This window comes from Lelliottia sp. WB101 (assembly GCF_003051885.1).
GTDB lineage: Bacteria > Pseudomonadota > Gammaproteobacteria > Enterobacterales > Enterobacteriaceae > Enterobacter > Enterobacter nimipressuralis.
Genome location: NZ_CP028520.1, coordinates 979,113 through 992,963 on the forward strand (window position 1 = coordinate 979,113; position 13,851 = coordinate 992,963).

Consider the following 13,851-nt stretch of genomic DNA (forward strand, 5'->3'; position numbering starts at 1 on the left):
CGCAGAGATGCGTGTTGATACAGAATTTGCCTGGCGGCTTTAGCGCGGTGGTCCCACCTGACCCCATGCCGAACTCAGAAGTGAAACGCCGTAGCGCCGATGGTAGTGTGGGGTCTCCCCATGTGAGAGTAGGGAACTGCCAGGCATCAATTAAGTGAAGAGGCCATCCGGAAGGATGGCCTTTTTGCGTTTTTGTCATTATTCAGAATAGTCCCAGACCGGCAAAACAGCCCGGTTATTGCTCTGCCATCCAGTCCTGAATAAACGCAACAACACCAGCAACATCATTTAAATCCAGAATCGGCACCGGAAGTGAAAGCGGAATATCACTGGCGACAGCAATCACATGCTGATCTACGGTCAATTCAGCGATTTCATGCCCTGCATCGCTTCTGAAAAGCAAAATCTTCGCTACCGATTCATGCTTAAATCCCTCAACCAGCACCAGATCCAGCGTCGAATGATCCATTCGGCTCACCAGATAATCCAAATCCAACGCCTCTTCTCCCGGCGTCTCCGTCATCAATGCCCATCGTTGCGCGCTGGCTACCATGGTTTGAGCCGCACCCGCTTTTCGCAGCTCGTAGCTGTCTTTGCCGGGCTTATCAATATCCATATTGTGGTGAGTATGCTTAATCAATCCTGGACGAATACCCTGCGCGCGCAGGGCCGGGATCAGCTTTTTCAGAAGTGATGTTTTCCCCGTCCCACTCCAGGCAGCAATCGCTAAAACAGGCTTCATACTTTCCCCTGCAGTGTTTGCAAATCTTCCGTGGTATTCACGTTAACAAAAGCCTCTTTCAGATCGCTAAAATCAACGGAATGGCCGCCTGACTGGCGCATAAATACCATAACGCGTCTTTCCCCTGAGGCCAGGTAAGCGCGTAAATCTGGACAAAGTTTCCTGCTAATCAACGTAATCGCAGGGTGATCGCGCTCTCCGTCATGTACCCAGACGACGGGAGCGTCTTTACGATGTTCTATCATGCGCTCAGCAAGCACAGAGGGGATAAACGGCGTATCACACGGGCAGAAAAGAAACCATTCATCATCTGCCTGCTGCATCACGCTCAGCATGCCAGCCAGAGGCCCAGGATAGTTAGCTAACGCATCCTGATAGACGGGATATCCGCGTTGATGATAGATATCAATGTGACGATTAGCGCTAACGGCGATTGCTCCCACCTGGACTCTCAGCGCATCGGCGACGTGCTGCCATAATGGCTTTCCATTAAGCTCCTGTAAGCCCTTATCTTTTCCGCCCATCCGCGTCGCTCTTCCCCCTGCAAGCACGACGCCGAGCACTCCCCGGCACTGATTCACGAATGTCGCCTCTTTTATTGTGGGATTGACCCTGCTAACGTGTTCCTATCAATGAAAGGAGCACTACGATGAAATGTAAACGTCTGAACGAAGTTATCGAACTTCTCCAGCCTGCCTGGCAAAAAGAGCCAGAGCTTAACCTGATGCAATTTTTACAGAAACTGGCGAAAGAGTCAGGTTATGACGGCGAACTGGCCGACCTTTCTGATGACATCCTGATCTACCATCTTAAAATGCGTGATTCTGATAAAGATGCCGCGATTCCAGGGATTAAGAAAGATTATGAGGAAGATTTCAAAACCGCGCTGCTGCGCGCCCGTGGCGTAATTAAAGAGTAAAACCTTGTAAGCGGCGCCACCGAAATCGCTGTGAAATGATATCCTGAATCATTCGTATAATTTCCGGATGATCGGATGAACGACAAGGCTTTTACTTTCCAGACATTAAACCCGGATACCATTATGGATGCTCTGTTTGAACAGGGCATTCGAGTGGATTCCGGGCTAACCCTTTAAACAGCTATGAAAACCGCGTCTATCAATTCCAGGACGAGGATCGCCAGCGCTTTGTCGTCAAATTCTACCGTCCCCAACGCTGGTCGGCGGAGCAAATTCAGGAAGAGCACCAGTTCGCTCTCGATCTGGTGAATGACGACGTTCCGGTCGCCGCACCCATTCAGTTTAATCACCAGTCGCTGCTCACGCATCAGGGATATTTCTTTGCTGTTTTCCCGAGCCTGGGTGGCCGCCAGTTTGAGTCTGATAATATCGATCAAATGGAGTGGGTCGCTCGTTACCTGGGACGCATGCATCAGACGGGGCGCAAAAAAGCATTCAGTGCACGGCCTGTTATTGGGCTTGAGGAATATTTAACGGAGCCGCGTCAGGTGTTCGAAACGTCTACTCTGATTCCGAAAGCGTTGAAAGCGAATTTCCTGAAAGCCACCGATGCCCTTATTGCTGCCGTAACTGAGTGCTGGGATGATCAAACCGATATTCTGCGTTTACATGGCGACTGCCACGCGGGGAATATTCTCTGGCGCGACGGCCCGCTATTTGTTGATCTCGATGATGCCCGTATGGGGCCAGCGATTCAGGATCTGTGGATGCTGCTGAATGGTGATAAAGCCGAACAGCGGATGCAGCTTGAAACCATCATCGAAGCCTACGAAGAATTTAGTCCCTTTAATTCAGACGAAATTGCCCTGATTGAACCTTTACGTGCCATGCGTTTTGTATATTATCTCGCATGGTTAATCAGGCGTTGGGACGATCCCGCGTTTCCTAAAAACTTCCCGTGGCTTACCGGGGAAGATTACTGGCGCAGCCAGACAACCACCTTTATTCAGCAAGTTAAGGTTCTGCAGGAACCGCCACTTCAATTAACGCCAATGTATTAATCGGACACATCAGGAGAAAGTTGATCATGAAAAAAATATGGCTGGCGCTGGCAGGTATGATTCTGGCATTTAGCGCATCTGCTGCTCAATTCAGCGATGGCAAGCAGTTCACTACCCTCGAAAAGCCGGTTGCCGGTGAGCCGCAGGTGCTTGAGTTCTTCTCATTCTACTGCCCGCACTGCTACCAGTTTGAAGAAGTTCTGCACGTTTCTGATAACGTGAAGAAAAAGCTGCCTGAAGGCACCAAAATGACCAAGTATCATGTCGAATTCCTGGGTCCTTTGGGTAAAGATCTGACGCAAGCCTGGGCTGTTGCGCTGGCGCTGGGCGTGGAAGATCAAGTCACAGCACCTATGTTTGAAGCTGTACAGAAAACTCAAATTGTTCAGACCGTTGCTGATATCCGTAAAGTCTTTGTTGATGCGGGCGTGAAAGGCGAAGATTACGACGCAGCATGGAACAGCTTTGTGGTGAAATCTCTGGTCGCGCAGCAGGAAAAAGCGGCGGCTGACCTTCAGTTGCAGGGCGTTCCGGCAATGTTCGTCAATGGTAAATACCAGGTGAATCCGCAGGGTATGGATACCAGCAATATGGATATCTTCGTGCAGCAGTACGCTGACACCGTGAAATATCTGGTTGAGAAGAAATAAAAGTGAAAACGCCGGTCACAGACCGGCGTTTTTGTTTGCATACTTAAGATCGTTTATCAGCACATCTTTATCATTCCACAGCGTGTTCAGCCACAGCTGGAAACGACGTTTGAAATTCTTATCATTGATGTAATCGCCGTGCAGCTCTTCATTCACCGGCACCAGGTTTATCCTCACCACAATACGCGTCAGTTTACCGCTTAACATATCGTAAAAAGGTGTCTCGTCATTTTCTGGATAGCACAGCGTCACATTCAGCAATTTATCGAACTGCGATCCCAGTACATTAAGGGCCATCGCAATTCCCGCCGCTTTTGGCGGCAGTAGATTCTTATAAGGGGATCGAGTTTGCTGACGTTTCAGTTCCGTAAAACGTGAGCCTTCAACGAAGTTAACGATTGTCGTCGGGTGAGCCCGAAATTTCTCACAGGAGCGACGTGTCGTTTCAACATCACGCCCTCGGCGTTCGGGATGACGAATAAGATAGCTGCGTGAATAACGTTTCATAAACGGCATATCCAGCGCCCAGCAGGCCAGCCCGATAAACGGCACCCAAGCCAGTTGCTGCTTGAGAAAGTATTTGTTCATCGGAATATGTTTGCGAAACAGCACGCATAACACCACGATATCTGCCCAACTGTGGTGATTACAGAGCAGTAAATACCAGTTTTTCTTGTTCAGGCCTTCCAGCCCTTCGATATCCCATTGCAGATGCGGGTTCAGGCGTAGCAGCCATGCCAGCCCTTCACACCAGCAGTACATCATAAAATTGCAGAAGGCTGATACCGCACGCCAGACAGCAGGGACAGGCAGTAATAGTTTAATGATTCCGGCGACGATGATCGGCACAGAACAGGCGATGGTAACCAGGATCGTTAAAAAGATGCTTAACAGTAATGTTACTGCAGCGAGTAATCTCGACATGATGAGCTTTTTCAGGTAGTTAGCTGTAATCTGGCAGCCAAACCGGTGCCGCAGGGCGCTGATTTTACCAGAAAACAAATAAAAGCAGGGGCTTTCACTCCATGATACCGCAGGATCTGCACCTTAACAGATTATTTGTCTGTCATACCTTATTAGGCTCTTCTTATATCCACATAGAGCAAATAGTCATCAAATGGAAATATACCGATCGGATCTATTTATAACTAACTGATAATATTCTATAAAAAAATCATACGCGATCTGGAAATGACAATATTCTTCATATGAATTAAAAGTATGCACAAACTTATCCACAGTTTGATTTTGCGAGCGATCCCGACGATCGCAAAATCTTTTCCTGTATTCGGTGCTAAAAACTGATGTTTTCATCCTTCTGTGGCATCCTTTAGCCATAAATTGATTAAAGGCACGGACATTATGGTTCAGATTCCAGAAAACCCTCTTATTCTCGTCGACGGCTCTTCATACCTGTATCGGGCGTATCATGCGTTTCCTCCTCTGACCAATAGCGCAGGGGAGCCAACCGGCGCGATGTATGGCGTGCTGAATATGCTGCGCAGTCTGATCCTGCAATACCAGCCGTCACATGCGGCGGTGGTGTTCGATGCGAAGGGTAAAACCTTCCGCGACGAGCTTTTTGAGGATTACAAATCCCATCGCCCGCCGATGCCGGATGATCTGCGCGCGCAAATCGAGCCGTTGCACACGATGGTAAAAGCGATGGGGCTGCCGCTGCTGGCAGTTTCTGGGGTAGAAGCGGACGACGTCATCGGTACGCTGGCTCGTGAAGCAGAGAAAATGGGCCGTCCGGTGCTGATCAGTACGGGTGATAAAGACATGGCGCAGCTGGTTACGCCTGGGATCACCCTCATCAATACCATGACCAATACCATTCTTGGGCCGGAAGAAGTCGTCACCAAATATGGCGTGCCGCCAGAGCTCATCATTGATTTTCTCGCCTTAATGGGCGACTCCTCGGATAACATTCCTGGTGTGCCAGGTGTCGGCGAAAAAACCGCGCAGGCGCTGCTGCAAGGCCTGGGTGGGCTGGATACGCTGTATGCCGAATCAGACAAAATCGCCGGCCTGACATTCCGTGGTGCAAAAACCATGGCGGCGAAGCTGGAGCAGAACAAAGAGGTGGCTTACCTCTCCTATAAGCTGGCCACCATTAAAACCGACGTCGAGCTGGAGCTTACCTGTGAGCAGCTCGAAGTTCAGCAGCCGGTGGCGGAAGAGCTTCTCGGCCTGTTTAAGCATTATGAGTTCAAACGCTGGATAACAGACCTCGAAGCCGGTAAATGGATGCAGGCGAAGGGCGCAAAACCTGCCGCGAAGCCAAAAGAGACAATCGTTGTTGATGCCGATGAGGACGTCAAAGAGGCCGCCAGTACGCTCTCCTTCGAAAACTACGAAACGGTGCTGGAAGAAGCGCAGCTTATCGCCTGGATCGAGAAACTGAAAAAAGCGCCGGTCTTTGCCTTTGACACCGAAACCGACAGTCTGGATAACATCTCCGCCAATATGGTCGGCCTCTCCTTTGCCACCGAGCCAGGCATCGCCGCCTATGTCCCGGTCGCGCATGATTATCTGGATGCTCCGGATCAAATCTCCCGTGAGCGCGTGCTTGAGCTACTCAAACCGCTGCTGGAAGATGACAAAGCGCTTAAGGTCGGGCAAAACCTGAAGTATGACCGCGGTATTTTGCAGAACTACGGCATCGAGCTGCGCGGTATTGCCTTCGACACCATGCTGGAGTCTTACATCCTGAACAGCGTGGCGGGCCGCCACGATATGGATTCTCTCTCCGATCGCTGGCTCAAGCATAAAACCGTCACCTTTGAAGAGATTGCCGGAAAGGGCAAAAACCAGCTGACCTTCAACCAGATCGCCCTGGAAGAGGCGGGCCGCTATGCCGCGGAAGATGCGGATGTAACTCTGCAACTGCACCTGAAGATGTACCCGAAATTGCAAAAGCAGGAAGGGCCGCTGAATATTTTCGAAAATGTCGAAATGCCGCTGGTGCCGGTGTTGTCTCGTATTGAGCGTAACGGTGTTAAAATTGATCCTGCGGTACTGCACAAACATTCGGAAGAGATCAGCCTGCGTCTGAATGAACTTGAACTGAAAGCGCATGACATTGCCGGCGAGCCTTTTAACCTCGCGTCCACCAAACAGCTACAGACTATTCTGTTTGAAAAACAGGGCATTAAACCGCTGAAGAAAACACCTGGCGGCGCGCCGTCCACCTCGGAAGAGGTGCTGGAAGAGCTGGCGCTGGATTACCCACTGCCGAAAGTGATTCTGGAATACCGCGGCCTCGCGAAGCTTAAATCGACTTACACCGATAAGCTCCCGCTGATGATCAATCCAAAAACCGGTCGCGTTCATACTTCCTACCACCAGGCGGTTGCGGCGACCGGGCGTTTATCATCGACCGATCCTAACCTGCAAAACATTCCAGTTCGTAACGAAGAAGGGCGACGCATCCGTCAGGCATTTATTGCCCCGGAAGATTATCTGATCGTCTCTGCCGACTACTCGCAAATTGAACTGCGCATCATGGCGCACCTGTCGCGTGATAAAGGTTTGCTGACGGCGTTTGCGGAAGGCAAAGATATCCACCGCGCCACGGCGGCAGAAGTGTTCGGTCTGCCACTGGACAGCGTGACCGGCGAGCAGCGCCGCAGCGCGAAGGCGATTAACTTCGGCCTGATCTACGGTATGAGCGCTTTTGGCCTCTCTCGCCAGCTCAATATTCCACGCAAAGAGTCGCAGAAGTACATGGATCTCTACTTTGAGCGCTATCCGGGCGTGCTGGAATACATGGAGCGAACTCGCGCTCAGGCGAAGGAAAAAGGCTATGTGGAAACTCTCGATGGCCGTCGTCTCTATCTGCCGGATATCACCTCCAGTAACGCTGCGCGCCGCGCCGGCGCTGAACGTGCGGCAATCAACGCACCGATGCAGGGGACTGCAGCTGACATCATCAAACGCGCGATGATTGCGGTTGATGCCTGGCTGGAAAAGGACAAACCACGCGTGAAAATGATCATGCAGGTACACGATGAACTGGTGTTCGAAGTGCACAAGGATGATCTGGAAGCAGTCTCGAAAAAGATCCACGAACTGATGGAAAGCAGCATGAAATTAGATGTGCCACTGCTGGTGGAAGTAGGAAGCGGAGACAACTGGGATCAGGCTCACTAAGGGTCCAATGACTAAGACGCTGTTTATGTAAGTAAGCAACATAACAGCGTGCTTTTTGTGACGATCATTAGATTTACCTATGTAAAGAGTGAAAAAAAACTACAAAAAGTGCTTTGTCCAGCGATAAAAAAAGAGTAGAGTTAACGACGTAGGGTACAGAGGTAAGATGTTCTATCTTTCAGACCTTTTACTTCACGTAATCGGATTTGGCTGAATATTTTAGCCGCCCCAGTCAGTAATGACTGGGGCGTTTTTTATTGCGGCAAAGAAAATAATTGGACCAAAAAAAACGCGGACATCGCCGCGCTTTTTTATCACTCTTCCGCTTCTGTCGCGGGTTCCAGATCGTTAAACCAGCTATCAAGCTTATGACGTAAAACGTCCACACCCTGCTTTTTCAGCGATGAAAACGTCTCAATTTGCACGTCACCGCCAAATTCTACCGCGGCTTCGCGCACCAGTTTTAACTGTGCTTTACGCGCACCGCTCGCCAGTTTATCGGCTTTGGTCAGCAGCACCAGAACAGGAATTTCGCTGGCGACACCCCAGTGGATCATCTGCTGATCGAGATCTTTAAGCGGATGGCGGATATCCATCAGCACAACCAGCCCTTTCAGGCACTGGCGTTTTTCCAAGTATTCACCCAGCGCGCGCTGCCATTTGATTTTGATCTCTTCTGGCACTTCTGCGTAGCCGTAACCGGGTAAATCCACCAGGCGCTTACCATCAGCGACTTCAAACAGGTTAATCAGCTGGGTACGACCTGGTGTTTTAGAGGTACGCGCCAGGCTTTTCTGGTTCGTCAGTGTATTCAGGGCGCTGGATTTGCCCGCGTTGGAGCGGCCAGCAAATGCCACTTCGATACCTGTATCAGGCGGTAAGTGGCGAATATCAGGCGCACTGGTGACAAAATGCGTCTGTTGGTAGTTCCAGGTAGTCACGTGGTCGTCTCCAAAAATCTTAATCTGAAGGGGAGTATACCTGAATGCAGGCAAAAGGCTTTTCACTTCGCTTCCGGGATGTAGATTAAACCCATTGGGTTTGTGAGACATTGCCCATAATCTCTATGGGACATTTAAGAGAATCCTCATGCGGTAAAAATAACATATCATTTAAAATCATAATGTTGAGGATTTGGAATTATCTGAAAATACCATTTTGGCCAGTTTGATGGCTTGTCAGAAGCACTGAAAAAGGTAAAGTAGCACCCAAGGCGAGGATGCCAACAGGATAATGACTTAGGGATAAGGGTCAGGAGCGCCAGGAGGCGAAGACTCAGGAAGACGACCAGGATGGTTAGCGCCAGGAGGCGTTCAAAAAAGGAAATGGACCCTATTAAGGATGATATTCGCTAAGGGATAAACAGGGTGAGTTGTTAGCAAACAGGGATTGAATAACCCGTTAAGGGTTGAGAGTCAGGAAAAAAGGCGACAGATTGCTCTGTCGCCTTTTTTCTTTGCTTGCTTTCTGCTAGATTTCGCCGCAATTCTATACTGAAGAAAATGGCTTAAAGACAAGGCATCATGAAAAAACCGACATCCACAGCGGGCGCTAAACGCCCGGCAAAAGCGCACCGCAAAACCCGTGAAGAACTGAATCAGGAAGCTCGCGATCGCAAACGTGCGAAAAAGCATAGTGGTCATGCTTCGGGTAGCCGTGCGAACGGCAGCAGTGCTTCAGGTTCCGCCGCGCAACAATCCAAACAGAAAGATCCGCGCATCGGGAGCAAAACGCCAATTCCCCTGGGCGTGACGGACGCCCCGGTTATCAAGCAGCAAAAACCTAAAAAGAGCGAGAAACCTATGCTTTCACCGCAGGCTGAGCTGGATATGCTGGAGAACGATGAGCGCCTGGACGCGCTGCTGGAACGTCTTGAGGGCGGTGAAGCCCTGAACGCTGAAGAGCAGAAATGGGTCGATGCCAAACTGGATCGTATCGATGAACTGATGCAGCAGCTCGGTCTCTCTTACGACGATGAAGAAGACGAAGAAGAAGAAAAGCAGGACGACATGATGCGTCTGCTGAAAGGTGGAAACTAACATTTGCACCCAGCGGGCTCTATAGTCCTTCTTATAACCCTTCCGGTTATATGTTATCTGGTGTGGTTATTCGTTAAACTACGGCGGTTGTCGCGGCGACAGAGGTGGCTGCGCACCCGAATATTGACCCGCAATGGGGTCAAAACGGGCCGCCGTATACGAACGCGACACCAACGGAAGGAGTGAGCATGTCTGTACCAAACATCGACTGGGATCTGGCCCTGATCCAGAAATATAACTATTCCGGGCCGCGTTATACCTCATACCCGACCGCGCTGGAGTTTGCTGAAACTTTCGGCGAGGCCGATTTTTTGCAGGCAGTTGCGCGATATCCTGAACGCCCGCTGTCGCTCTATGTTCACATTCCTTTCTGCCACAAGCTCTGCTATTTCTGCGGGTGCAATAAAATCGTCACCCGCCAGCAGCACAAAGCCGATCAGTATCTGGACGCCCTCGAGCAGGAAATCCTGCACCGTGCGCCGCTGTTTGCCGGGCGAAACGTAAGCCAGCTCCACTGGGGCGGCGGTACGCCAACCTATCTCAATAAAGCGCAAATCAGCCGTCTGATGGATCTTCTGCGGGCCAACTTCCGTTTTGAGGCCGATGCTGAAATTTCTATTGAAGTCGATCCGCGTGAAATCGAGCTGGATGTACTCGATCACCTGCGAGCCGAGGGCTTTAATCGCCTGAGCATGGGCGTGCAGGACTTTAACAAAGAGGTTCAGCGCCTGGTCAATCGCGAGCAGGATGAGGAATTTATTTTTGCGCTGCTGAATCACGCACGCGAAATCGGTTTTACCTCGACCAACATCGACCTGATCTACGGCCTGCCGAAACAGACGCCGGAAAGCTTCGCCTTCACGCTGAAACGCGTGGCAGAGCTGAATCCCGATCGTCTGAGCGTCTTTAACTATGCGCACCTGCCGACGCTTTTTGCCGCTCAGCGCAAAATAAAAGATGCCGATTTGCCCTCTGCTCAGCAGAAGCTGGATATCCTGCAGGAAACCATTACGTCTCTGACGGAAACCGGCTACCAGTTTATCGGCATGGATCACTTCGCCCGTCCTGATGACGAGCTGGCCATTGCCCAGCGCGAAGGTGTGCTGCACCGCAATTTCCAGGGCTACACCACCCAGGGCGACACCGATTTACTGGGGATGGGAGTCTCGGCGATCAGCATGATTGGCGACTGCTATGCGCAGAATCAGAAAGAATTGAAACAGTATTATCAGCAGGTGGATGAAAGCGGAAACGCTCTGTGGCGCGGCATTGCGCTTACGCGCGATGACTGCATCCGTCGGGATGTGATTAAGGCGTTAATCTGCAACTTCCGCCTCGATTTTGCCGACATCGAATCCCAGTGGGAACTCGACTTTGCCGACTACTTTGCTGAAGATCTGAAGCTGCTCGCGCCGCTGGCGAAGGATGGGCTGGTGGATGTAAGCGATAAAGCGATTCAGGTGACGCCAAAAGGACGCTTGTTGATCCGTAATATCTGCATGTGCTTTGACGCCTACCTGCGCCAGAAAGCCCGCTTGCAGCAATTTTCACGCGTAATCTAAAAGCCCCTGTGGTGCAGCGCTGACCGGGACTACCAGGCGTAGTTCTCATCAGCACTGCGCCAACAGGCGTAGAAGTGCTATTCCATTCCCAGCTCTTTTAGCTTCCGCGTCAGGGTATTTCGCCCCCAACCCAGCAGACGTGCCGCTTCCTGTTTATGCCCCTGAGTATGGCGAAGCGCGGTTGTCAGTAACGTACGCTCCATTTCAGGCTGCGCTTCGGAAAGCAGGTTTTGATGACCGGAACGCAGCGCGCGATCCGCCCACTGCGCCAGCAGCGTCGCCCAGCTGTCAGGTAACGACTGTCCGGTGCTGCTTTCGGGCGCGGTAGATTCAAACAGTTCACCCGGTAAATCCTGAATCAGCACTTCCTGCCCGGCAGCCATAACGGTGAGCCAGCGGCAGGTGTTTTCCAGTTGACGCACGTTGCCCGGCCACGCCAGTCGCGTCAACGCGGCATCGGTTTCCGGGTGCAGCAGTTTGGCTTCCACGCCCAGTTCGCGAGCCGCCACCTGCAGGAAATGGCGCGCCAGACGCGGAATATCTTCCCGGCGTTCGCGTAGCGGCGGGAGATGGACGCGAATCACGTTCAGACGGTGGAACAAGTCTTCACGGAATTTGCCTTCCTGCACGCGCTGTTCAAGGTTCTGGTGCGTGGCGGCGATAATGCGCACGTCGACTTTAACGGGGGCGTAGCCGCCGACGCGATAAAACTGCCCATCGGCCAGCACGCGCAGCAGACGTGTTTGCACGTCCAGCGGCATATCGCCGATTTCATCGAGGAAAAGCGTCCCGCCGTCCGCCTGTTCAAAGCGGCCCTGACGAATGGTATTTGCGCCGGTAAATGCGCCTTTCTCATGGCCAAACAGTTCCGACTCGATCAAATCCTTCGGAATGGCGGCCATATTCAGGGCGATAAACGGGGCCTTCGCGCGCGGGCTGTGGCGATGCAGGGCGTGCGCAACCAGCTCTTTACCGGTCCCGGATTCGCCGTTAATCAGCACACTGATGGATGAACGCGACAGGCGGCCAATGATGCGAAACACATCCTGCATCGCGGGCGCTTCGCCAATGATATCGGTCGTCGGGCCAAAGACAGGCGCGTTTCGCGGCTGCTGTTGCTCCTGATAGTGGCTGATGGCGCGTTCCACCAGGGCGACGGCTTCATCGATATCAAAGGGTTTTGGCAGGTAATCAAATGCGCCCTGCTGATAGGCGCTAACGGCGGCATCCAGATCGGAGTGAGCAGTCATTATGATGACCGGAAGCATCGGATGACGTTGCTTAATCTGCTTTAACAGCGCAAGCCCATCCATCCCCGGCATCCGGATATCCGAAAGCAGCACGTCCGGGGTTTTAGTGATGAGCGCATCAAGCACTTCGCTACCGCTTTCAAAGGTGGTGCAGTTTAATCCTGCTCCGGTAAGCGCGCGTTCAAGCACCCAGCGGATGGAGCTATCATCATCGACTACCCAGACTATCCCTCGTTGCATCGTCGTCACCTTTATTTTTTTATTGGCAGGTAAACCGAAAACTCGGTATGACCCGGCCAACTGGTAAATTCAATTTTGCCGGAGTGTTGGTCAATCAAATTACGGGCGATGGACAATCCCAGCCCGGTTCCGCCCTCGCGGCCGCTCACCATCGGGTAGAACAGCGTGTCCTGCAGATGCGACGGAATTCCTGGCCCGTTGTCTTCTACGTCGATTCGGGCGGCGAGGCGATAGCGCACGCCATGCAGCGTCAGCTGGAACGCGGTACGCGTACGCAGAATGATTTGCCCGCCATCCGCGCCTAAGGCTTGCAGCGCGTTACGCACCACATTCAGCAGAACCTGTTCAATCTGGTCGGGATCGTGCGGCAACTCCGGCAGACTCGGATCGTAATCGCGCACCAGCGTGACGTTGGCAGGCAACTCCATCGACACCAGCTTCACCACCCGCTCAGCCACTTTGTGGATGCTCTCGGTAACGTGCATGCCTGGCTGCTGCGGCCCAAGCAGACGGTCCACCAGATTGCGCAGACGATCGGCCTGTTCAATGATGACGTTGGTGTATTCCGCCAGCGCCGGGTCCGGCAGTGCTTTGGTTAACAGCTGTGCAGCGCCTCGGAGGCCTCCCAGCGGGTTTTTAATCTCATGGGCAAGCCCCCGCACCAGATCGCGCGCGGCGATTTGCTGTGCGTGCTGGAGCTGCTCCTGGCTCAAACGGCGCAGATTATCCATCGGCGCCATTTCCAGCAGAATTAATCCTTCCGGCAGACGTTGCGCCGTGAGGGAGAGAATGTGCGAGCGCCCGTCGATCACCAGGGTCACTTCGTTATCGGTAAAGCCCTGGCCTGCCGATAAACTTTCCTGCATCAACGCAATATTCAGCGAAAAATAGCTCAACAGTTCCGGGAGTGGGGTACCGAATAATTTACGCGAGCTTTGGGCGAGCAGCTGCTGCGCCGCAGGGTTGGCGTAATGGACCGCCAGCTCGTCGTCGACCAGTAAGATACTGTTGATTAAAGAATTGAGGATCTGCCCAGCATCGGGCAGCGTGCCAGTTGCCATTAAGCAGTCTCCTGGAGTTGGGTGCACTAATTTAGTGCAGTATAGCGTTTTAGTGGTAAAAAGCGCGTGAGATCAGGTTGTTGGTGGAGAAAAAAGCCCATCCGAAGATGGGCTAAAAGTTTCCACGGCAACAAAAAAATCTTCTGCGTCTTTCCTGTCACCGCAGCGACAA

At 52.1% G+C, this 13,851-nt stretch carries 11 protein-coding genes, 1 rRNA gene and 1 pseudogene; 7 read left to right on the plus strand and 6 right to left on the minus strand.

The window, feature by feature from the left end; all coding sequences use genetic code 11:
* The first annotated feature begins 29 nt into the window (after positions 1-29).
* A 5S ribosomal RNA gene (gene rrf / locus DAI21_RS04595) occupies positions 30-145 on the plus strand.
* 90 nt (positions 146-235) lie between these two features.
* On the opposite strand, the gene mobB is transcribed toward rrf, so the two are convergent.
* Together mobB and mobA are read right to left on the minus strand one after the other, a co-directional pair.
* On the minus strand, positions 236-742 hold the full coding sequence (gene mobB / locus DAI21_RS04600) for a molybdopterin-guanine dinucleotide biosynthesis protein MobB (protein ID WP_107702592.1): 507 nt from the start codon (positions 740-742) through the stop codon (positions 236-238).
* Positions 739-1,323: a molybdenum cofactor guanylyltransferase MobA gene (gene mobA, locus DAI21_RS04605; protein ID WP_107702593.1), complete on the minus strand. Its 585-nt coding sequence runs from the start codon at positions 1,321-1,323 to the stop codon at positions 739-741. The genes mobB and mobA overlap by 4 nt, the downstream gene beginning before the upstream one ends.
* 68 nt (positions 1,324-1,391) lie before the next feature.
* Between mobA and DAI21_RS04610 the strand changes: the two genes are divergently transcribed.
* The 3 genes and pseudogenes from DAI21_RS04610 (at position 1,392) to dsbA (ending at position 3,372) form a co-directional block, all read left to right on the plus strand.
* Positions 1,392-1,661 (plus strand): YihD family protein, encoded by a 270-nt coding sequence (locus DAI21_RS04610; protein ID WP_102105708.1) that lies wholly within the window; start codon positions 1,392-1,394, stop codon positions 1,659-1,661.
* A gap of 75 nt (positions 1,662-1,736) precedes the next feature.
* Positions 1,737-2,722, plus strand: a pseudogene (locus DAI21_RS04615) (serine/threonine protein kinase).
* A 26-nt stretch (positions 2,723-2,748) separates the two neighbouring features.
* Positions 2,749-3,372 carry a thiol:disulfide interchange protein DsbA gene (gene dsbA / locus DAI21_RS04620; RefSeq protein WP_107702594.1) on the plus strand — a complete coding sequence of 208 codons (624 nt, stop codon included), beginning with the start codon at positions 2,749-2,751 and terminating at the stop codon, positions 3,370-3,372.
* A 15-nt stretch (positions 3,373-3,387) separates the two neighbouring features.
* Here the strand turns inward: dsbA and DAI21_RS04625 are convergent, their stop codons facing one another.
* Entirely contained in the window at positions 3,388-4,296 is a 909-nt protein-coding gene (locus DAI21_RS04625) for an acyltransferase (RefSeq protein WP_100780791.1), read from the minus strand.
* 438 nt (positions 4,297-4,734) lie between these two features.
* Here DAI21_RS04625 and polA point away from each other — a divergent pair, with 438 nt between their 5' ends.
* Complete coding sequence (gene polA / locus DAI21_RS04630) at positions 4,735-7,527, plus strand: DNA polymerase I (RefSeq protein ID WP_107702595.1); 2,793 nt, start codon at positions 4,735-4,737, stop codon at positions 7,525-7,527.
* Between the two features lie 314 nt (positions 7,528-7,841).
* Here polA and yihA read toward each other — a convergent pair whose 3' ends face one another.
* Positions 7,842-8,468 (minus strand): ribosome biogenesis GTP-binding protein YihA/YsxC, encoded by a 627-nt coding sequence (gene yihA / locus DAI21_RS04635; protein WP_102105704.1) that lies wholly within the window; start codon positions 8,466-8,468, stop codon positions 7,842-7,844.
* 582 nt (positions 8,469-9,050) lie between these two features.
* Between yihA and yihI the strand changes: the two genes are divergently transcribed.
* Together yihI and hemN are read left to right on the plus strand one after the other, a co-directional pair.
* A complete protein-coding gene (yihI, locus tag DAI21_RS04640; protein WP_100778324.1) occupies positions 9,051-9,566 on the plus strand; it encodes a Der GTPase-activating protein YihI in 516 nt (171 codons plus the stop codon).
* A gap of 188 nt (positions 9,567-9,754) precedes the next feature.
* Entirely contained in the window at positions 9,755-11,128 is a 1,374-nt protein-coding gene (hemN, locus tag DAI21_RS04650) for an oxygen-independent coproporphyrinogen III oxidase (protein WP_107702596.1), read from the plus strand.
* A 77-nt stretch (positions 11,129-11,205) separates the two neighbouring features.
* Here hemN and glnG read toward each other — a convergent pair whose 3' ends face one another.
* On the minus strand, positions 11,206-12,618 hold the full coding sequence (gene glnG / locus DAI21_RS04655) for a nitrogen regulation protein NR(I) (RefSeq protein WP_102105701.1): 1,413 nt from the start codon (positions 12,616-12,618) through the stop codon (positions 11,206-11,208).
* Positions 12,619-12,629: 11 nt separating this feature from the next.
* Entirely contained in the window at positions 12,630-13,679 is a 1,050-nt protein-coding gene (gene glnL, locus DAI21_RS04660) for a nitrogen regulation protein NR(II) (RefSeq protein WP_100778328.1), read from the minus strand.
* Between the last annotated feature and the right edge of the window lie 172 nt (positions 13,680-13,851).